Genomic DNA, 18820 nt, shown 5'->3' with positions numbered 1-18820 from the left:
GGCAGCCTGACCGGTCAGGCCAGCGGCAGCCTGACCTCAACCAACAGACCGCCGGCCGCGCCATCCCCAAGGGTGACGCGGCCGCCGGCATTTTCGACGACCTCGCGTACAATGGCGAGTCCCAGCCCGCTGCCTTCCTCGGTCGAACCGGCAATACGGTAGAAGCGCTCGAAGACATGGTCTCGCTCGTCCGCCGGAATGCCAGGCCCGTCGTCGGCGACCGTCAGCACGGCTTCGCCGTCGATGGCCGCCAGCTTCACCGTGACACTGCCCTCAGCCCGGGAGTAGCGCAGTGCGTTGTCGACGAGGTTGACGATCATCTCGCGCAGCATGGTGCCGTCGCCGATGACCGGAACGGGGCCAGCCTCCTCGAGGCCGAGATCTATTTTGCGATCGATGGCCGTTGGCGCCAGGGTTTCCAGCACGTGCCGGGCGGCTTCCGCCAGGTCAATGCGGTCGGCGCGCGGCCGCCGGCTGCCTGGCTCGGCGCGTGACAGGGTCAAGAGCTGTTCGGCCAGCCGCGCCAGTTTGCCGGAACTCGCCTGCAGCGCCACCAGCGCCTCCTGGCGGGCATCGGCGGCACTTTCGCGAAGCGCATAGCTTGCCTGTGTCGACAGCAGCGCCAGGGGCGTGCGCAGCTGGTGCGCCGCATTGGCGATGAAGCGGCGTTGCGCCGCCATCTGCGCCCGCACGCGCTCCATGTAGGCGTTGAGGGCGTCGATCAGCGGGCGGATCTCGCTTTGCGCACCGGGCACTTCGACGGGGTCAAGGTCGCTGCGGTTTGGCGAGCGTACCGCATCGCGCAGCCGGATCAACGGCGCCAGGCCGCGACGCAAGCCGAGCAGCACGAACACGCCGGCAATCGCCACCAGCGCCAGTTGCTGGGCAAAGGCGCTGAACCAAAGCTGTTTGACCATGGCGTCATGGCCGGCAAGGGTGACGCCCACGGTGACTGATATTGGCGAGTCGTTGCCGGCGCCGATCACCGCATGGCCAAGGGTCAGGAGCCGCAGCTGGTGATCGCGGTAGGCGGCCTCGACACTGGCATGCTGCGGCGCTTCGGGCAGGTCGGGATATCCGGTCAGCAGCCGCCCGCCGGCTGTCTCGACGCGATAGTAGACGCTGTCGCGGTCGCCGGTGTCGAACATCTCGATCGCCGCCGGGGGCACCGTGGCATCGAGCACGCCGTCGACCATGGCGACCTGCTCGGCAATCGCCCGCGCCGATCCGACGAGCATCCGGTCGGTGACCAGGTCCGCGGTCGCCAGTGCGTTGCGCTGGCTGGTCCACAGGTTGATGGTCGCGAGCCCGGCAAGCGGCAGCACCACCCATGCCAGCAATTGCAGGCGGAGGCTGTTGATCCTCATGGCGCCAGGATCGTCACGGCGCCAAATCGTCTTGGCGCAACAGGTAGCCGAGGCCACGCAGTGTGGCGATCTGGACCCGCGACCCGTCGAGCTTCTTGCGCACGCGGTGCACGTAGATCTCGATGGCGCTGGGATCGGCGTCGGTCTCGAAATCGTAGATCGCGGCCGACAATGCCGCCTTGCTCACCGTGCGTCCGGCCTTGACCATCAATTGCTCAAGCACGGCATGCTCGCGCGGTGTCAGCGCCAGCGCCTCGCCGGCAAGCGAAAACAGCCGCGTGTTGGTGTCGAAGACGAGATCACCGCAGGCAACGACCGGCGCGGTGCGGTCATTGGCACGGCGCAATTGCGCGCGGATTCGTGCTTCGAGCTCTTCGATCTGGAAGGGCTTGGCCAGATAGTCGTCGGCGCCCTCATTGAGGCCCTTGACCCGGCCGTCGAGACTGGCGTTTGCGGTCAGCACGATCACCGGCACCCGGTTGCCGCGCGTCCGCAACATTCGCAGCACCTCCAGCCCGCTCATGCGCGGCAGCGCAAGGTCGAGGATGACAAGCGCGTGGTCACCGGCGGCGAGCGCGTGTTCGACATCCTCGCCATCATGGACGATGTCGACGACATAGTTCGCCTGACGCAGGGTCTTGCCCAGCCAATCCGCCAGCTCGCGATTGTCTTCTACAAGCAGCAACCGCATTTCTATCGCTGTCCTGGGGTGCAGGTCACCCGGATTTCCGCCACTTCTTCAACTGGCGCCGCCAAGTCGCGCCCGATTGATGATCGTGCACAAGCGATAATCTCGATCCAACCGCAAGGCAAATGTAGGAGATCCAGAAGTTCAGATGGTGCGCAATCGCTTCAAACCGAACCGTTCAGTTCGATTTCTGTTGACGCACTGTGTAGCAGATGGTGAACGCCGGCCTGGCGAGCGGTCGCGCCTGGTGATGGGCGTTATCGATTAACTGTCTGATTTCAAACAGTTAAATTATGACCGCCGAGACCCTGTGTCAAATTTCAAGGCCTGGATTCGAGCCGCGGGGGAACATCTTCGTGATTGGAATCCGCGGCAGCGCGAGCCCATCTCGGGGTGGTCCGAGCGACGCGAAATTCCTCCCAAGGGCACGCCACTAGACGGACATGACAAATACTGGAGTAATTAAAATGACCAAGATCGCTCTTACCGCCGCCGCCATCCTCGTTGCCACGGGCACTGCTTTTGCCGGCAGCGACAATTATGGCTCGGCCAACGCCAATCAGCCTGCCGTCGCTGTCGACCATTCGATCACCGCTTCGGTCTCCAAGTCGACGCAGACCGTCCAGGCCCCCGCTTCGCAGGGCGCTGACCGCAACCTCTTCGGCCGCTAATCGCGACTGCCGATATCGACCCAAACTTGAACTCAGGAGTAATTAAAATGACCAAGATCGCTCTTACCGCTGCCGCCATCCTCGTTGCCACGGGCACTGCTTTTGCCGGCAGCGACAATTATGGCTCGGCCAACGCCAATCAGCCTGCCGTCACCGTCGACCAGTCGGCCACTGCTTCGATCTCCAAGTCGACGCAAACCGTCCAGGCCCCCGCTTCGCAGGGCGCTGACCGCAACCTCTTCGGCCGCTAATCGCGACTGCCGATATCGACCCAACATTGAACTCAGGAGTAACTAAAATGACCAAGATCGCACTCACCGCCGCCGCCATCCTCGTTGCCACGGGCACCGCTTTTGCCGGCAGCGACAACTACGGCTCTTACAATGCCAACCAGCCTGTTGCGAACCAGTCCGTGTCCGACATCGACACCACGCACACCGGCTCGATCCCGAAGTCCGTAAAGACGCAGGGTGATGCCAATGCCAACGTGCCGGCTCAGTCGGGTCAGGGCATCTGGGGTCGTTGATTTCTGAAGTCTGCGACCACAAAGAGCGGTGGGCCTTGCCCGCCGCTCTTGTTTTTTATGCATGAGCAGGATTTCGGCCGACGGCATCGGTGTCGGAGCGCCGATCGTAAATCGAACCAGCTGGTTCAATTTATGTTGACGAATCGTGAACGGATGGCGAGCGCTGGCTCGATGAACCGCCGCATCATGCGTCAGGCACCCTCCTTGTAAGCGTCTGAGATAAACTGATAAAACAGGGTGAGCTCAATCCCTTGGCCGACGTTCGAGGTCCCGATGCCGCGCGTGAGGGAACGTCTTCGTGATTGGAAGTCGGCGCACGAAAAACCCAGATCGAGGTTGTCCGAGCGACGCGAAATTTCCTCCCCAGGGGCACGCCACTAGACGGACAGAATCAGGAATACCGGAGTAAATAGAATGAACAGGATCGCTCTTGCCGCCGCCGCCATCCTCGTTGCCACTGGTGCCGCTTTTGCCGGCAGCGACAACTATGGTTCGGACAATGTCAATCAGCCGGCCGTCACCTCGCACGCGGTCAATGTCGACCACAGCTACACGGCTTCGACCCACAGGCAGGTCAAGCACCGCGACCTCACGCTGACGCCCGATTCGGTCCAGCCGGAATCCGGTCAGGGCAACTGGGGAAACTGACGGCTCAAGCGGATGTGCGGCGGGCTTGACCCGCCGCACCTGCCATGGACACTAGCCCAGGTCCTTCGGCCGCGGGCCCAGGTCCTTGGGCCGCAAGCAATGTGTCAGCCGGGCGGGGGACACGACGGACCAATCGCCTTTGAAGACCACCCGGGCGAGGGCTCCCGTCGGGAATTTTTCCTCAAGTCTTGCGATCGCCTTGGCGTCTGACCCCGGCCCGGCAAGCTGTCTGGCCAACTGCTCCAGGCCCGGATTGTGGCCAATTACCAGCAAGCTGCCGCTCGAAGCGTCGGTTTGACCAATCTGGCTCAGAATGTCCGCCGCTGAAGCATCGTACAGCGCCTTGAGGAATGCGACCTGGGGCGGGACGGGCAATTCCGCCGCCACAAGCCGCCAGGTGTCGCGGGTGCGCAGCGCCGCCGACACCAGCGCCAGGTCCGGCAGCCAGCCGCGCGTCGCAAGCTCGCGCCCCATCAACCGGGCTGCCTTCACTCCGCGTTCGGCCAAGGGCCGGTCGAAATCATCGAGATCAGGGTCGTCCCAGCTGGATTTGGCGTGACGAAGCAGGAGAAGCTGTTTCATCGCCGCTCTAAGCTCAAGGCGTGATGCGCGCCAGATGCTCGAGGTCGGCTTCCTCGCGCAGCGGATCCGGGGCCATCACCACCGAGGTGCCGTTGTCGGCATCGTCGGCAAAGTGGGCAAGCACGGTGCGGCCGGACTCCATGCGCGCCTTGCCTTCGGCGACCAGCCCCAGCGCCAGCGGATAGAGCCGGTGTTCGGTCTTCAGCACGCGGGCTGCCAATGTATCGGCGGTGTCGCCGACCATCACCGGCACGGCTGCCTGTGCGATGATCGGGCCGTCATCCATCTCGGAGGTGACGAAGTGCACGGTGCAGCCATGGATGCGGATGCCGGCGGCCAGCGCGCGCGCATGGGTGTCGAGCCCCTTGAAGGCCGGCAGCAGGGCAGGGTGGATATTGATCATGCGGCCCTGCCATTTCTGGACGAAGCCGGGGCTGAGGATGCGCATATAGCCGGCCAGCGCCACGATCTCGGCGTTGAAGGCGGTAAGGGCCGCGTCGATGGCGGCGTCATGCGCCTGCTTGCTGCCGTGGTCGGCACGTGAGACGACCTGCGTGGCGATGCCGCGCGCCCTGGCGATGCCGAGCCCGGCGGCATCCGCCTTATCGGAAATGACACCGACGATCTCGGCCGGGAACGACGGGTCGCTGGCCGCGGCAATCAGCGCGGTCATGTTGGAGCCGCGTCCCGAGATCAGGACAACGGTGCGTTTCCTCTGCGCGCTCATAGGCCGATCGAACCCCGATAGATGACGCCTGCGTCGCGGCGCGGCACGATGCGGCCGATCGGCGTCACCGTCTCGCCGGCTTCCTGTAGCACGGCCGCGACCTGCGCTGCCTGGCCGGACGCGACCGCCAGGATCATGCCGATGCCGCAATTGAAGGTGCGCATCATTTCTTCCGGCGCCACGCCGCCGGTCTTGGCCAGCCACGAAAACACGGGAGGAACGTCGATCGCCTCGAGGTCGAGCTCGGCCGAAAAATCCTTGGGCAGCACGCGTGGAATGTTTTCCGGGAAGCCGCCGCCGGTGATGTGGGCGAGCGCCTTGATACCATGCGTGTTGCGGATCGCCTTGAGAATCGACTTGACGTAGATGCGGGTCGGCTCGAGCAGTGCTTCGGCCAGAGTGGCCTCGTCGTTGAACGGTGCCGGATCGCTCCACGACAGACCGCTGACGGCGACGATGCGGCGCACCAGCGAATAGCCGTTCGAGTGCAGGCCGGAGGAAGCCAGGCCCAGCAGCACGTCGCCTTCGACAATGTCATCGGTGGGCAGCAATTGGCCGCGTTCGGCGGCACCCACCGCAAAGCCGGCGAGGTCGTAGTCGTTGCCGTGATACATGCCGGGCATCTCGGCGGTCTCGCCGCCGATCAGCGCGCAGCCGGCCTGGCGGCAGCCCTCGGCAATGCCGCCGACGATCGCGGCACCCTGGTCGGGATCGAGCTTGCCGGTGGCGAAATAGTCGAGGAAGAACAGCGGTTCGGCACCTTGCACGACGATGTCGTTGACGCACATGGCGACGAGGTCGATGCCGATCGTGTCGTGCTTGCCGGCATCGATGGCGATCTTGAGCTTGGTGCCGACGCCGTCATTGGCCGCCACCAGCACCGGATCGGTAAACCCGGCCGCCTTGAGGTCGAACAGGCCGCCGAAACCGCCGATCTCGCCATCGGCGCCCGGCCGGCGCGTCGCGCGCACCAGCGGCTTGATCTTCTCGACCATGAGATTGCCGGCATCGATATCGACACCGGCCTCGGCATAGGTGAGCCCGTTCTTGCGCTTGTTCACGTCGCGCTTGCTCATTTCTGGTGCCCGTTCAGCAATTTTCCTTGTCGCGGGCTCTTCGCATGAACGGTTTCTGTCCGCAAGGATAACGGCCATCTCGGCCTACAAAACCGTGGACAGCGCGCACGTACAGGCGCTCGTGATTGGCGAAAGCCAAGCTGAAGGCCGCTCCCGTGCGGGGAGATCGGCAGCTCCTCCCTTGTTGCCACCCGCCATCTTCATCATCTATCTCCGACCAAGAGGAGGTGCCAGGCATTTGACCATCCCCAACCTGATCACCATCCTGCGCCTTGTCCTGGTGCCGGCGGTGGTGCTGGCGATGCTGCAGGCGCGCTGGGACTGGGCTTTTGCCGGGTTCCTCGTCGCCGGCATTTCGGACGGCGTCGATGGCTTCATCGCCCGCCGTTTCAATCAGCAGTCCACGCTCGGCGCCTATCTCGATCCGATCGCCGACAAGCTGCTGCTGGTTTCGGTGTTCGTGGTCATGGGCCTCATCGGGCAATTGCCGCTGTGGCTGGTCGTCACCATGGTGTCGCGCGACGCGTTGATCGTCTGCGCGGTCCTGCTGTCCGCCGTCATGGCCCATCCGGTCGAGATGAAACCGCTTTTCGTGTCGAAGGCCAACACCGCCATCCAGATCGTGCTGGCGGCGGTTGTGCTGGGTGAGCTTGCCCTGTCGGTTCATCTCGACCCGCTGAGGCCGGTTCTCATATTGCTGTCCGGGGTCTTGACCGTGGCTTCGGCCGCAGCCTATCTCGTGACTTGGCTGAGGCACATGAGCTGACATGACGAAGGCTCCACTCCGGACATCCGAGACAGAAGCGGCGGCGATCGAGGCCGCGGCCGCCGACATCGCCGCGTCCGCGACCTTTCGCCGCCAGATCTTCTTCTGGCTGGCCGGCGCCGCGCTGCTGGCGCTTTTCCTCTATGTCTTCAGCGCCATCCTGCTGCCCTTCGTCGCCGGCATGGTGCTTGCCTATTTCCTCGATCCCGTTGCCGACCGGCTGCAGCGGCTCGGCCTGTCGCGTTTCATGGCGACGGTGGTCATCCTCATCACCTTCCTCATCGTGCTGGTCCTGGCCTTTGTCATCCTCATTCCGGTTCTGGCCACGCAGATGGCCGATTTCGCCGGCAAATTGCCGGAATATCTGACCCGGCTGCAAAGCCTGATCACCTCGTTCGATCCGAAATGGCTGGAGCAGAAGTTCGGCGTCAACGCCAATAGCTTGCGCGACGGGCTGAATTCGCTGCTGACCTCCGGCTTCGGTTTTGTCACCACCGTCTTCACCTCGCTGTGGAGTTCCGGCATGGCGCTGGTTTCTGTGGTCAGCCTGTTCGTGGTGACACCGGTGGTCGCCTTCTACATGCTGCTCGACTGGGACCGCATGGTGGCGGTCATCGACGGCTGGGTGCCACGCGACAACGTCCAGACCGTGCGCGCCATCGCACGGGACATCAACACCGCCACGGCAGGCTTCGTGCGTGGCCAGGGCACGCTGTGCCTGGTGCTGGGCGCCATGTATGCCACCGGGCTGACGCTGACCGGACTGAACTTCGGCATCCTCATCGGCCTGTTCGCCGGGCTGATTTCCTTCATCCCCTATGTCGGCTCGCTGACCGGGCTGGTGCTGGCCGTCGGCGTCGCCTTCGTCCAGTTCTGGCCGGACTGGACGATGATCGTCGCGGTCGCGGTCGTGTTTTTCATCGGCCAGTTCATCGAGGGCAACATCCTGCAGCCGCGGCTGGTCGGCAAGAGCGTCGGCCTGCACCCGGTATGGCTGATGTTTTCGCTGTTTGCCTTCGGCGCGCTGTTCGGCTTCGTCGGCTTGTTGATCGCGGTGCCGGCTTCGGCCGCCGTCGCCGTGCTGGTGCGGTTCGCAATAGCCCGCTATCTCGAATCGCCGCTCTACAAGGGTCGCGGCGCGGCACCTGTGCCGCAGCTTCCGGCCGATCGCGGCGGCGGCCACCGCACGCAACCGCGTCGCTGAAGTGACTGCCCAGCCAACCGACCCGCCGCGCCAGTTGCCGCTCGACCTCGGCCATGGCACCGGCTATTCGCGTGACGAACTCGTCGTCTCCGGCACCAACAACCAGGCGGTTGCGCTGGTCGACCGCTGGCCGGACTGGCCATCGCCGGTGGTGGTGCTGGCCGGTCCCGCGGGTTCTGGCAAGACGCATCTGGCCTCGATCTGGCGCGCGCGTGCCAATGCGGCGGCGGTCGACGCCAGGCGCATCGGCGACAGCATCGCCAATCTCGGCGCGCGGCCGGCGCTGATCGACGATGTCGATACCGGGACGGTTGACGAACAAGGCCTGTTCCATCTGATCAATGCGGTGCGTGGTGCCGGCTCGCAACTGCTTCTGACGGCGCGCCGCTTTCCCTCGGCCTGGGGTGTTGGCCTGCCTGATCTTGCCTCGCGGCTGAAGGCGGCTGCGACAGTCGAAATTCATGAGCCCGACGATCTCCTGCTGGCAGGCGTCATCACAAAACTCTTCGCCGACCGTCAGATCGAGGTCGAACCGCATGTCGTGCAATATCTGGTCCGCCGCATCGAGCGCTCGCTGGCGACAGCGATGCGCGTGGTGGAGCGGCTCGACCGGACCGCGCTCGAACGCAAGACGCCGATCACCAGGGCGCTGGCAGCCGAAACCGTCAGTGCCATGGATGAAGGGCAGGGCGAGTTCGAGATCTGAGCCTGAGAGGCCGGTCTCAGAGCCACATTCTGGCGATCAGAGCCACATTCTGGCGAAATGACGGACTGCGAGATAGACGGCAGAGTGAGCGGCGATATAGCCGGCGGCGACCAGCACAAACATCCCGATACTGACACGCCAGGAGCGGGAGACCACGGCGCCCGGGGCCTGCCTCGCCTGTCTGCGGCTTTCACGGTTATTCCACATCGCCAGTGCGGCGCAGGCAATTGCCCACGTCACCATGACCGGAACCGTTATGCCGGCATAGGCAAAGTAGGCCGGTCCGAAAAGCGACACCCAGGCATCGATTCCAAGCATCTGACCCCCCTGTTTGCCGAACCGCCCGCGGCTGCCGGACACACGGCCGGTGCCGCAGCAAGTGAACCGTATGGCTGCGCCGGGCATTGGGCTGTGGGGGGATGGTCGGAGTGGAGAGATTCGAACTCCCGACCCTCTGGTCCCAAACCAGATGCGCTACCAGGCTGCGCTACACTCCGAACGGTCTGTTGCCTATTCATTTCGGTGGTGCATGGCAAGTGCAAAAACCTGCGAGAGCAAAAACCTTGCCGCCGTGCGCATTGCGCAGTAATGACGGGCGAAGGGTGGCGATGCTGCCTTGCACAACAACGAGGTGGCCATGTCCGCGCGCATTTTCAGCCCAGCCAAAACCGCGATGCAGTCCGGCAAGGCCAAGACCGGTTACTGGGTGCTGGAATTCGATCCCGAGTCGCGCAAGAAGATCGACCCGCTGATGGGCTATACGACGTCGGCAGACATGAGAAGCCAGATCAGGCTTAGCTTCGACACGCGCGAAGAGGCGGTCGCCTACGCCGAAAAGCAAGGGCTCGCTTTCCGCGTCGAAGAGCCGAAAGAGACCAAGCGCCGCCAGATTTCCTATGCGGAGAATTTCCGCTATGACCGCAGGACGCCCTGGACGCATTGAACGGCGCCCGGCGCCAGAATATCCAGCCGGCCCAAGGGCCGGCCAGCGGTCCCGTAGCTCAGCTGGATAGAGCACCGGCCTTCTAAGCCGATGGTCACAGGTTCGAATCCTGTCGGGATCGCCAGTAATTTCAAGAGGTTACCCTTTCTTATGGTGCCTGAGTTTAGGTCATTTTACAGGTCATTTTACAGATTTGTTCCTCATGAGTTCTTTTCCATGCGGTCAATAACTGCGTCTGAAAGGACCTGATCGGTCGCCAGATAGTGCTTTTCGAGGACCGATTTGATCTCGGCCATCGAGTGCCCGGAAATGCGGGAAATGTCCTCAATGCTGGAGCCTTCCCTGGCTCTCTCGCAGATGAACGTGCCGCGCAGATCGTGATAGGTGACACCTTCGATCTTGATCGCTTCGGAACTCATTGCCTTGCGCCATGACGTCTTAAAACCATCCTTGGTCCACGGACGCCCGCGAGAGTTGAGGCAGACCCTCATCTTGTCCTTGGGCAGTGGATCCAGCAGAGCTTTGAGGCGGGCGTTCGCCAGCACCTTAAGCTTCTTCCCTGTCTTCGACTGCTGGAACATTAGATATTTGCCATCCCACTGCTTCCAGGTCATGGCTACGATATCACCCTGACGCTGGCCGGTGGCGAGCGCAATTTCGAACGGTAAGAGCAGATGCGACTCCAATTTCTCGCGCACGATTGCTATCTGTTCGGCCGACCAGAGGAATTCTTTTCTGGACCCCTCGTAGAGCCTGGTGATTCCGGTGCACGGGTTTTTATCGATCAACTCGTCGGCGATCGCGTAAGAGAACACCTTCGACAGGGAAAAAAGAAGCTTGTCCGCCTTACGTGGATTGGCAGAGAAGCCGCGGTGCCATCGTCTGATTTCGGCCTTCATGCCCTTACCCTGCGTCAGCTTGACCGGTAGACTGGGCCACTCCTTCCGGATGAGTTTGAAGGCATAGAGGTGGGCTGTTTGGGTGGTTTCGGCAAGCGCAAGGAAATCGCCATTGCGAGCACGCTCTGGTCCGGTGAAATACTCGATCAAGGTCTCGATCGTGTCGACCTTCCTGTTCGCAGCCTTCTCTCCCTCTCTCAATCGTGCGTGCTCGGCGGCGAATGCCTCGGTATGAGGTTTTTGCCCCATTTGCGGCCCGCCGCGCCATGCGTAGTAATAGACCCTGACCGAACCATCTGCCAGGCGCCGCTTGACCTTGTGGATCCCCTTTATCTTGATTATCACGAGTCCTGTCCCTCCAATTCATTGTGCTCATCCGAAGAACCAAGGCTTCGGGAGAGCATTGTAGTCAAACTCTCGCTGGCTCCCGCATCGCAAACGAGGGAGATCGGAAAACTACGTCTCCGACATTCAAAGATTGCCGTATCCAGTTCCACAGCGCCGATGAGATTCTGGGCTTGTCTGTGGGAGATGGCAAGGGAGCGGTTCATTTGCGCATCCGCGTTCCTTGCAGCGATGGCGGCGTCCATGAGCTTTCTTGCTGACATCCTGGCCGAAGCCGCCGGCGATGCCCGTCACACCCACGAGCTGATTGATCTACCGCCACGAGAAGCCGCCGACGCGGTGCCTGTTCGCCAACACGCAGTGGGTTGTGTCCTCTATCGCGGCTGTCACGATGTCGCGCGTCCCTTCTAAATCAGGATCGGCAACAGGCCAGACAGTCGGGAGCGGCGCTTGCCGTGTTAAGACAAGAACCTGTCCGCAATCTCAGAGGCCGCTATCAAGTTCACCTACCCGCTGATTCCACCGCGCATGCGCAGCAGAAATCCCTTTCGTAAATAGCCTGCTATTTCCTCTGCCGTAGTAACGATCTGGTTCGCGGCGTGATGTTTTGTTCACCCGAGAGCTGGGTCGGCAACCCGGTACATGCCATCGCGGAATCGATGGAGAACATATCGTTCACCGTCAGCTGCAACTCGCTCAAATGTTGAGGCTCCGCGGGACTGTAACGAAGCAGTTTGATCTCGGCCGGCGGCTTCTGATTTTGGTGCGGTGGCGTCGAACTGATCAATGACGCCACCGCAAGTCAGTTTCCCGCTGCGGCTATCCGATTTGGTGGTTCCGCTGGCTTGCTAGCAACAGTGGGTTCAAAATTCAGCTTACGCAGCTGCTGGCGGATAAGCTTCTCGCATGCCTCGATATCGGGCAGAGCTACAAGAAATCAACACTTTTGTCATTTGAGAGGAGTCCCATGGTGGCGAGTAGGGCCACCAGTTGACCCTGCCGGTGCGTTTCCGTTTTGGAGAAGATAGACTTTAGATAGGACCGAGCGGATTCTTCAGTGATACAAACGAGATTCGCCGCACCCTCAAGCGAATGTCCCTCGGCGAGAATCTTGGCAAGCTTAGCCTCAGATACCGTCAAGCCAAACTGTGTACGCAGAACCTCAGTGGTCGGTCTGCGCCGTTGTGCGGGGTCTACAATAAGAATAAGGGCCCGTGCATCGCCAAAAATATCGACGGAACGTTTGCTCAAGGGGCAGGCTGATAGCTGATAAGCGTTTTTCCCCGACGGGCGCCGAACCGCAACAATTTGCGGAGGCGATAGCTGAGCAACATTCGAGAGTGAGGCGCACGCGTGCACCATGGCATTTAGTGCAGCTGCATCGATGGTGTTGGTGGCCTCCAATCTACTTTGGCGAATTTGCAGACCATCGCCCATTAGCGCGTAGGCGATCTTGTTGATGAGAATGGCGCGCCCACCGTCATCGATCACGACGGCGCCGATCGACATGCGCTCGAAAGCCTCCACCGCGCCCTCAGCCTGGACGTAGTGGAGGGCGGCGGCAGTGGTGGCGGCGCGAGACAGATGGCTTGCCAAAAGTTCTAGCCGCCTACGATCTGATTCTTCGAACGGCCCTTGCTTGTTGCTGCGCTGGATCGATGCCGTCCACGGCTTCCCGCCGACACTGATGCTGATGCCAGCAAACCACCTGAGGCCGCAGGGACGAAGGAAGTCGTTATAGAACGGCGAGCTTGCCATTTGCTCCGCTGTCATAATGTCCTGGTCGAACACCACGCGGGCAAGCCCGTGAGTGGCTCTTCCGTGGTATCGTTCATCTTGGAAATACCAACCGTCACGTTGATAGACCTCGACAGACTCATTTAGCGCATCTGAATGAGGCAGCCCGAACCTTCGCAATTCGGTTACATCGGGTAGCAACAATGCACCGACCCCGTTTTCCAGCCGGGCCAAGCGATCGCATACTTCGATCCATTTCTGAGGCAACACGACCGCCTCATAAATTGTATCCAACAAAGTCTCGTAAGGTTTATCGAACATTGGGTGATCGCCTGACCAGAATACCGGTCGGTAGACCCATGCCAGCGGCAAAGAGGCGTCTCTTCGAGCCGTTTTCGAGAAGCTTTGAGGGGGAAGAAACCTCGACAGATAGCTGCGCGCTGCGCCGCCGCCTAGGCACGGTTGGGCCCGATCGAGCAGGGTCGCGATGCGCTAGAGTCTCCAAGCGTCTCCCACTACCCAGGCAATTGGGCCAAAGCGATTGACTGCGACGTGGGGTCATAAGGCGGCAGCCCCACTCCTGCCGATGAATTTACCTTACCCTAGGTTAGAACTCCAGGGTTTTGATTCTAAATAGCCCCCATATGGGAGGTCCGCCGTTCTCTGAATGCGCTTAGATTTTCGTCTGCTTCTTGGGAACCAGTGCTGTGGGGACGACGATGGGCGGCTCTAAAGTGAAATAGTTTATTGATCGCGGCTTAGCCGGCGTTTTTCATCAATGCTGGCGTTGCTTCTGACGTGCCTGGCGACATTCTCAACATAATGATTGTTGTCGACAACATAATAATATCCAACTGATAAGTTGCGGGAGAGGCAAATGGTAACCATCGTACAAGACGTGTTTAGCATAACCTCTGGAGTAACCTACAGTTTCGATGACCTTTTTCATTACGTACTTCCCGATGACACAACAAGATTAGTGGCATTTGTTAGTTTTACATCATCGGCAAACGCTATTTTAACACCACCGCAAGCTTACAGTCAGTCAAGATATTACAACATAGTTAATACAGAATATACGGATATACCTTATGCGGATTGGAGCGCTGGAACTGTCACTACATTCGCTACGAGCGGGATCATAAATATACATGGTTTTGGTAGTGAAATTTATGCACCAGCCGGCGCCCCACTTGGTACTGGTGTGGTAACTTCCTTTGGTGTTGCAATGTCCTTTGGCATTGTGGATGCTGGGCTCTTTACCGACAATCAAGATCTCGTCGACTTCAATTCCCTTGGGCCCGAACAAATCGCAGTGATCAGCAAGGGCGCCTACCTATATGACGCGCTTCTCGGCGACGACGTTGTCGATCTGCCGAACAAGTCGAACTACGGCCTCGCTCCAGGTGTCACATGGGATCACACGCGAACCTTCTTCGCCGGAGGTGGGAATGACACCATCGACGATGGAGATGGTGACGATACAATTAATGGCGGCGACGATTCCGATCTGATCATTGGGGGACAGGGGGCTGACACGATTGATGGTGGCGGTGGCTTCGACATCCTCGGTTACGTGAAGTCATCGGCCATCACTCTCGATCTGGCGGGCGGCTCGTCGAGCGGCGATGCGCAGGGTGATACCCTAAGCAATATCGAAGTTGTCGTGGGATCAAATTTCAACGACCAAATCACAGTTGATCCCACCGTCGGTGTCGGTGTGTTTGGGAGCGGCGGAGACGATACCATTGTCGGCTCCAATCTCGACGATGAGATTCACGGCGATTTTAGTGATTTTCCCCAGAGCGCCTCGGTCAGTGACTTAGGCTCACGAGTCTCGCTCAGACTGAACACCTCCGGGAACTCTTGGGGGGGAGTCGGTGGAAACGACACTATCGTCGGCTCGCCCGGGAACGATTCCCTGTTTGGAGGCGACGGTGATGATATCTTCGACTATTGGAACGGCAAATTTCCCAATTTTGCAGGTAACACGATACAAACACTCGATGGTGGCCCCAATCCGGAGGCTGGTGGCGATTTAATCAAGCTCCCAGGGTCCGCCGATGACTATAAGGTTAGTGTAAATTTTGGGCCTGGTTGGCCTGACACCACCACCACGATTACAACTGCACCAAATAATAGCAGTGGCTTTCCAAGCATCTCTCTGGTGACGAATCAGATTGAGTTTGCCCAGTTCGAACGACCGGTAGATAACAGGGTGATCCTCTCGCGTGGTAACCTCGTGTTCGAGATGGCGAGTCTTGCGAAAGAGGCTTACACCGGAGCGACTGCTGCGGAAAGCCGAGGCTGGCATGCCGTCTCAGCTCTCGAGCTCGGGATGATGCCCGCGAACTACATTGGCAGTCCTTACCCAGCTGGCGGTCCTTACCAATTCGAGAGTGGCCTCTTCGCTGCACGCTCTGCACAGGCTGCAGATGCAGATGCGCTCGTCCTAACTGGAATCGTAGGTAACTCACGCACGCTGGTGGTGGCTTTCCGGGGTACAGACGAGTTTTTACTCGAATCGCCTGAATGGCACGATCCTACAGATTACTACGGACTGTTCAGGCCGCTCGTCGACGCATTGAAGAGCTACATCGCCGATTCCGAAAATGGAGTCGAGCAGGTATTGGTGACGGGCCACAGTTTGGGCGGAGCCATGGTCCAGTACCTGATCAATGAGGATCTGCAGGGTTCTGGCTCCGCCAATGTGAAGGGCTTCACCTTCGGGTCCATTGGCGCGAAGGTAACGCCTGCCAACGAGCAGATTGCAAACTTCGGCCATGTGAACGATCCGGCTATCGTCAACCGCGGAAGCATCTTGCCTGGCAATACGGTTGGAGGGCATGTCGCAATCGAGACTCCTATCGCACAGTATAGCTTCGCTGACGTGGTCTTGAACCAGTTCGATTATATCAAGCCTCACTCCATGGACACCTACCTGCTGTCGACCGGACAGCTTGTTGCAGAAGCGTATGACCAGGGTGGGATGTTCTATAACAGCATGCTGGCAGAAGAGCTGCGCGGGGCAGGTGATGTCTCATTATGGCATGACATTGTTCTGGGTAGTGAGGGAGCCGACAAGCTCGTAGCTTCGCCCCTTGACGAGTTCGTTCTTGCCAGCGGCGGGGATGATGTCATCGGCATGAAGGGCCGTGGTGCGAGTGAGCGTGTGATCGACGGCGGGCTAGATATCGACAAGGTGGTGATGGAGGGTTCCCGGTCCGACTACCAAATCGTAGCCATTGATGCGGATACTTTCACGGTCAGCTTCTCCGGCGAGAAGACAGCCGTTCTCGACCGAGTGGAGACACTTGTTTTCCCGCGGTGGCTATTCGATCCCGAGCTACCAGTTGAGCCCGATGCTCTAGTTGTGCACTTGGATGGAACCCCCAGCACTGTTCAAACGCCAGAGACTCGTTCCACGGAGTTTGTAGTCAAACCAAGTTTCGACTACGCCGATGCGGGAGACGGTGATTTCGATGTGCTTGGGTCGGCTCGAGCCGATGTCATCGTCTATGGCATCGGAGATAAGACGATCAGGGCCGGCTCTGGTAATGACATCGTCATCAGTAAAGTCGTGTCCGACCTTTCTTCAGGGGGACCGGCAGATCCCGCTCTTGGTCAAATTGTGGTAGTGCCGGGCGCCGGGGATGATTTGTTGTTCGGGGGGGATGGTGTGGAGACCGTCTCCTTATCGGGCCAACGTGCGGATTACGCTGCGGCAAGGCTAGACGACGGAACGGTCGTGATCCGCGATGGCCGAGAAGGCTCCCCCGACGGAACAGATTCGATCCTAGGGGTCGAATTGGTGAAGTTTGCAGACGGAACGTACACCGTCGAGGAACTGCTCCGCTCGAGGCCTCCCGTAATATCGTCCGATGGCGGAGGTGAAACCGCAGCAGTTTCGATTGCCGAAAACGGCGCTTCGGTGACTACTGTGACTGCGAGCGATCCAGACGCAGGGGCGACGCTATCGTACTCCATCGTCGGTGGCGCGGATGTCAGTCTTTTCTCAATTAAAGACACGACCGGTGTCTTGAGTTTCCTAACGGCTCCCGATTTTGAGATGCCGACCGATATGGGAGCCAACAACGTTTACGAAGTCCTGGTCCAAGTCGGCGACGGCAATGGCGGCTTCGATACTCAGACAATCTCAGTCACGGTGACCAACCTCAATGATAACGCTCCAGCGTTTTCGTCCGGAGCGTCCGCGAGTCTCGCGGAAAACGGAACGGGACTTGCTTACGACGCGGATGCAACAGACGCCGACCACCTTGCCGCGCTCACCTACATGCTGTCCGGCACCGACGCGGCGCTGTTCAATATCGATGCCGCAACTGGCGTGGTCACCTTCAAGACTCCGCCGAACTTCGAAGCTTCAACTGATGCCGGAAGCAACAATGTCTATGACATCCTTGTGACGGCCTTCGACGGTACAAACAGCACCAACCGCTCAGTCGCCATAACTGTAACCAATGTTGCAGAGGGCAACGTCATCAACGGAACGGCCGGAAACAACAGCCTAAGGGGTACTGGCCTGGTAGACATCATCAACGGCTTTGGCGGCAACGACACGCTGAAGGGTCTCAGTGGTGATGACGAACTCAACGGTGGCATAGGGGACGATACTCTCAATGGAGGCGCAGGTACCGACACGATGCGCGGTGGCGCGGGTAACGACACCTACATAGTCGATACCATTGGTGATATCGTCGATGAAAGCGTCGCGGGATCGGATGGCACCGACCTTGTCAAGTCGTCAATTTCGTTCAGCCTCTCTGACCCTGCCCAGGTGTTCGGCACCGTCGAGAATTTAACACTGACGGGCAGAGCCGCCATCAACGGCACAGGCAACGCTGCCAACAATATCATTGTGGGCAACAACACTGCCAACGTCCTCGACGGCGGTGATGGAGATGACACGCTGGACGGCCGTGGCGGCAACGATGCCCTTGTCGGCGGAGCTGGAAACGACACACTGCTCGGAGGCAGTGGCAACGATACGCTCGACGGCGGAGCCGGAAACGACACAATGCGGGGCGGCGGCGGCAACGACACCTACGTCGTCGATAGTGCCGGAGACATAGTCGACGAGTCAGGCTCAAAAGGCATCGACACTGTCCTTTCGTCGGTCAGTTTCAACCTGTCCGATCCCGCTCATGCGATCGGGACGATCGAAAACCTCACGCTGGCCGGATCCGGCAACACCAGCGCGACCGGAAACTCTGCCAGCAACGTGATGACAGGCAACACGGGCGACAACTTGCTCGACGGCGGGGGCGGAAACGACACCCTGGACGGCGGCGCAGGCAGCGACACTATGCGCGGCGGGGCCGGAAACGACACCTACATCGTCGATAGCGTCACCGACACTGTGGACGAAAGCGTCGCGAGTTCAACAGGAACGGACACGATCCAGGCATCGGTTTCGTTCAGCCTGCTGAACTCCGCCCGTGTCCTCGGCGTCTTCGAGAACCTGTCATTGACGGGCAACTCTGACATCGATGGTACGGGCAACACTGCGAACAACGTGCTGAAGGGCAATGGCGGAGCCAACGTGCTGGACGGCGGGGCCGGAAACGATACGCTCACGGGCGGTCTCGGAGCCGATACTTTCCGCTTCAGCACCGCCCTCAACGCCTCGACAAACAAGGATGTCATCACGGACTTCAACGTTGCCGACGACACGATCGCGCTGGACGACGCCATCTTCACGGCGCTTGGCGGGCCGGGAACGTTGGCGGCGGGGTCATTCCACATCGGAACGGCAGCGGCCGATGCCGACGACCGCATCCTCTATAACGCCACGACCGGAACGCTCACCTATGACGCCAACGGCAACGCGTCAGGCGGGGCGATCCAGTTCGCAAATATCGGCGCCGGACTCGCGCTGACCAACGCCGATTTCATGGTGGCGTAGGCTGAACGGGGG

The 18820-nt window shown here is 60.2% G+C and carries 19 protein-coding genes and 2 tRNA genes; 11 read left to right on the top strand and 10 right to left on the bottom strand.

From position 1 onward, the window contains the following. Positions 1 to 14 precede the first annotated feature (14 nt). Positions 15 to 1367, bottom strand: a complete 1353-nt coding sequence (locus RPF88_RS12930; protein ID WP_013532453.1) for a sensor histidine kinase — start codon at positions 1365 to 1367, stop codon at positions 15 to 17. A gap of 13 nt (positions 1368 to 1380) precedes the next feature. Then, on the bottom strand, positions 1381 to 2058 hold the full coding sequence (locus RPF88_RS12925) for a response regulator (protein WP_013532452.1): 678 nt from the start codon (positions 2056 to 2058) through the stop codon (positions 1381 to 1383). 464 nt (positions 2059 to 2522) lie between these two features. Here RPF88_RS12925 and RPF88_RS12920 point away from each other — a divergent pair, with 464 nt between their 5' ends. From RPF88_RS12920 to RPF88_RS12905, 4 genes are all read left to right on the top strand, one after another. Further along, positions 2523 to 2726, top strand: a complete 204-nt coding sequence (locus tag RPF88_RS12920; RefSeq protein ID WP_013532451.1) for a DUF680 domain-containing protein — start codon at positions 2523 to 2525, stop codon at positions 2724 to 2726. A 47-nt stretch (positions 2727 to 2773) separates the two neighbouring features. Continuing rightward, positions 2774 to 2977: a DUF680 domain-containing protein gene (locus tag RPF88_RS12915; protein ID WP_013532450.1), complete on the top strand. Its 204-nt coding sequence runs from the start codon at positions 2774 to 2776 to the stop codon at positions 2975 to 2977. 47 nt (positions 2978 to 3024) lie between these two features. Further along, positions 3025 to 3252 carry a DUF680 domain-containing protein gene (locus RPF88_RS12910; protein ID WP_013532449.1) on the top strand — a complete coding sequence of 76 codons (228 nt, stop codon included), beginning with the start codon at positions 3025 to 3027 and terminating at the stop codon, positions 3250 to 3252. Positions 3253 to 3666: 414 nt separating this feature from the next. Next, positions 3667 to 3900 carry a DUF680 domain-containing protein gene (locus RPF88_RS12905; RefSeq protein WP_013532448.1) on the top strand — a complete coding sequence of 78 codons (234 nt, stop codon included), beginning with the start codon at positions 3667 to 3669 and terminating at the stop codon, positions 3898 to 3900. A 51-nt stretch (positions 3901 to 3951) separates the two neighbouring features. On the opposite strand, the gene RPF88_RS12900 is transcribed toward RPF88_RS12905, so the two are convergent. Genes RPF88_RS12900 through purM form a run of 3 tightly spaced genes read right to left on the bottom strand, consistent with a single transcriptional unit; the run spans position 3952 to position 6285 of the window. Continuing rightward, entirely contained in the window at positions 3952 to 4482 is a 531-nt protein-coding gene (locus RPF88_RS12900; RefSeq protein WP_013532447.1) for a SixA phosphatase family protein, read from the bottom strand. A gap of 13 nt (positions 4483 to 4495) precedes the next feature. Beyond that, positions 4496 to 5209, bottom strand: a complete 714-nt coding sequence (gene purN, locus RPF88_RS12895; protein WP_013532446.1) for a phosphoribosylglycinamide formyltransferase — start codon at positions 5207 to 5209, stop codon at positions 4496 to 4498. Continuing rightward, a complete protein-coding gene (gene purM, locus RPF88_RS12890) occupies positions 5206 to 6285 on the bottom strand; it encodes a phosphoribosylformylglycinamidine cyclo-ligase (protein WP_013532445.1) in 1080 nt (359 codons plus the stop codon). The genes purN and purM overlap by 4 nt, the downstream gene beginning before the upstream one ends. 238 nt (positions 6286 to 6523) lie before the next feature. Here purM and RPF88_RS12885 point away from each other — a divergent pair, with 238 nt between their 5' ends. Genes RPF88_RS12885 through hdaA form a run of 3 tightly spaced genes read left to right on the top strand, consistent with a single transcriptional unit; the run spans position 6524 to position 8961 of the window. Continuing rightward, the gene (locus tag RPF88_RS12885) at positions 6524 to 7051 is read left to right on the top strand and encodes a CDP-alcohol phosphatidyltransferase family protein (protein WP_013532444.1); all 528 of its coding nucleotides are present in this window, start codon (positions 6524 to 6526) and stop codon (positions 7049 to 7051) included. Between the two features lies 1 nt (position 7052). Next, positions 7053 to 8255 (top strand): AI-2E family transporter, encoded by a 1203-nt coding sequence (locus RPF88_RS12880; protein ID WP_013532443.1) that lies wholly within the window; start codon positions 7053 to 7055, stop codon positions 8253 to 8255. 1 nt (position 8256) lies between these two features. Beyond that, a complete protein-coding gene (gene hdaA / locus RPF88_RS12875; protein WP_013532442.1) occupies positions 8257 to 8961 on the top strand; it encodes a DnaA regulatory inactivator HdaA in 705 nt (234 codons plus the stop codon). 36 nt (positions 8962 to 8997) lie between these two features. Here hdaA and RPF88_RS12870 read toward each other — a convergent pair whose 3' ends face one another. After that, entirely contained in the window at positions 8998 to 9279 is a 282-nt protein-coding gene (locus RPF88_RS12870) for a hypothetical protein (protein ID WP_013532441.1), read from the bottom strand. A 102-nt stretch (positions 9280 to 9381) separates the two neighbouring features. Then, positions 9382 to 9458 (bottom strand) — tRNA-Pro (locus RPF88_RS12865). Between the two features lie 140 nt (positions 9459 to 9598). Here RPF88_RS12865 and RPF88_RS12860 point away from each other — a divergent pair. Together RPF88_RS12860 and RPF88_RS12855 are read left to right on the top strand one after the other, a co-directional pair. Next, on the top strand, positions 9599 to 9904 hold the full coding sequence (locus tag RPF88_RS12860) for an ETC complex I subunit (protein WP_013532440.1): 306 nt from the start codon (positions 9599 to 9601) through the stop codon (positions 9902 to 9904). Between the two features lie 47 nt (positions 9905 to 9951). Continuing rightward, positions 9952 to 10028: transfer RNA gene (locus RPF88_RS12855), tRNA-Arg, on the top strand. 76 nt (positions 10029 to 10104) lie between these two features. Here the strand turns inward: RPF88_RS12855 and RPF88_RS12850 are convergent. Next, positions 10105 to 11148 carry a tyrosine-type recombinase/integrase gene (locus RPF88_RS12850; protein WP_337122530.1) on the bottom strand — a complete coding sequence of 348 codons (1044 nt, stop codon included), beginning with the start codon at positions 11146 to 11148 and terminating at the stop codon, positions 10105 to 10107. Further along, the gene (locus tag RPF88_RS12845) at positions 11145 to 11393 is read right to left on the bottom strand and encodes a hypothetical protein (RefSeq protein WP_337122529.1); all 249 of its coding nucleotides are present in this window, start codon (positions 11391 to 11393) and stop codon (positions 11145 to 11147) included. The genes RPF88_RS12850 and RPF88_RS12845 overlap by 4 nt, the downstream gene beginning before the upstream one ends. On the opposite strand from RPF88_RS12845, the gene RPF88_RS12840 reads away from it, so the two are divergent. Beyond that, a complete protein-coding gene (locus RPF88_RS12840; protein ID WP_337122528.1) occupies positions 11392 to 11559 on the top strand; it encodes a hypothetical protein in 168 nt (55 codons plus the stop codon). The two genes, RPF88_RS12845 and RPF88_RS12840, sit on opposite strands and share 2 nt — an antisense overlap. Before the next feature lie 516 nt (positions 11560 to 12075). Here the strand turns inward: RPF88_RS12840 and RPF88_RS12835 are convergent. Then, positions 12076 to 13206 (bottom strand): helix-turn-helix transcriptional regulator, encoded by a 1131-nt coding sequence (locus RPF88_RS12835; RefSeq protein ID WP_337122527.1) that lies wholly within the window; start codon positions 13204 to 13206, stop codon positions 12076 to 12078. A 556-nt stretch (positions 13207 to 13762) separates the two neighbouring features. Between RPF88_RS12835 and RPF88_RS12830 the strand changes: the two genes are divergently transcribed. Beyond that, positions 13763 to 18808 carry a hypothetical protein gene (locus tag RPF88_RS12830; protein WP_337122526.1) on the top strand — a complete coding sequence of 1682 codons (5046 nt, stop codon included), beginning with the start codon at positions 13763 to 13765 and terminating at the stop codon, positions 18806 to 18808. The last annotated feature ends 12 nt before the right edge of the window (positions 18809 to 18820 follow it).

This window comes from Mesorhizobium sp. ISC11 (genome assembly GCF_037162595.1).
In the GTDB taxonomy this organism is placed as follows: Bacteria; Pseudomonadota; Alphaproteobacteria; order Rhizobiales; family Rhizobiaceae; genus Mesorhizobium; species Mesorhizobium ciceri.
Note: the sequence above shows the minus strand (reverse complement) of the source record. Positions and strands in the feature narration are given on the sequence as shown.

Bases quoted from the DNA above. Each gene is read 5' to 3' on its own strand.
- RPF88_RS12930 (WP_013532453.1), bottom strand. From the start codon at position 1,367: ATGAGGATCAACAGCCTCCGCCTGCAATTGCTGGCATGGGTGGTGCTG.
- RPF88_RS12925 (WP_013532452.1), bottom strand. From the start codon at position 2,058: ATGCGGTTGCTGCTTGTAGAAGACAATCGCGAGCTGGCGGATTGGCTG.
- RPF88_RS12920 (WP_013532451.1), top strand. From the start codon at position 2,523: ATGACCAAGATCGCTCTTACCGCCGCCGCCATCCTCGTTGCCACGGGC.
- RPF88_RS12915 (WP_013532450.1), top strand. From the start codon at position 2,774: ATGACCAAGATCGCTCTTACCGCTGCCGCCATCCTCGTTGCCACGGGC.
- RPF88_RS12910 (WP_013532449.1), top strand. From the start codon at position 3,025: ATGACCAAGATCGCACTCACCGCCGCCGCCATCCTCGTTGCCACGGGC.
- RPF88_RS12905 (WP_013532448.1), top strand. From the start codon at position 3,667: ATGAACAGGATCGCTCTTGCCGCCGCCGCCATCCTCGTTGCCACTGGT.
- RPF88_RS12900 (WP_013532447.1), bottom strand. From the start codon at position 4,482: ATGAAACAGCTTCTCCTGCTTCGTCACGCCAAATCCAGCTGGGACGAC.
- purN (WP_013532446.1), bottom strand. From the start codon at position 5,209: ATGAGCGCGCAGAGGAAACGCACCGTTGTCCTGATCTCGGGACGCGGC.
- purM (WP_013532445.1), bottom strand. From the start codon at position 6,285: ATGAGCAAGCGCGACGTGAACAAGCGCAAGAACGGGCTCACCTATGCC.
- RPF88_RS12880 (WP_013532443.1), top strand. From the start codon at position 7,053: ATGACGAAGGCTCCACTCCGGACATCCGAGACAGAAGCGGCGGCGATC.
- RPF88_RS12870 (WP_013532441.1), bottom strand. From the start codon at position 9,279: ATGCTTGGAATCGATGCCTGGGTGTCGCTTTTCGGACCGGCCTACTTT.
- RPF88_RS12860 (WP_013532440.1), top strand. From the start codon at position 9,599: ATGTCCGCGCGCATTTTCAGCCCAGCCAAAACCGCGATGCAGTCCGGC.
- RPF88_RS12840 (WP_337122528.1), top strand. From the start codon at position 11,392: ATGAGCTTTCTTGCTGACATCCTGGCCGAAGCCGCCGGCGATGCCCGT.
- RPF88_RS12845 (WP_337122529.1), bottom strand. From the start codon at position 11,393: ATGGACGCCGCCATCGCTGCAAGGAACGCGGATGCGCAAATGAACCGC.
- RPF88_RS12835 (WP_337122527.1), bottom strand. From the start codon at position 13,206: ATGTTCGATAAACCTTACGAGACTTTGTTGGATACAATTTATGAGGCG.
- RPF88_RS12830 (WP_337122526.1), top strand. From the start codon at position 13,763: ATGGTAACCATCGTACAAGACGTGTTTAGCATAACCTCTGGAGTAACC.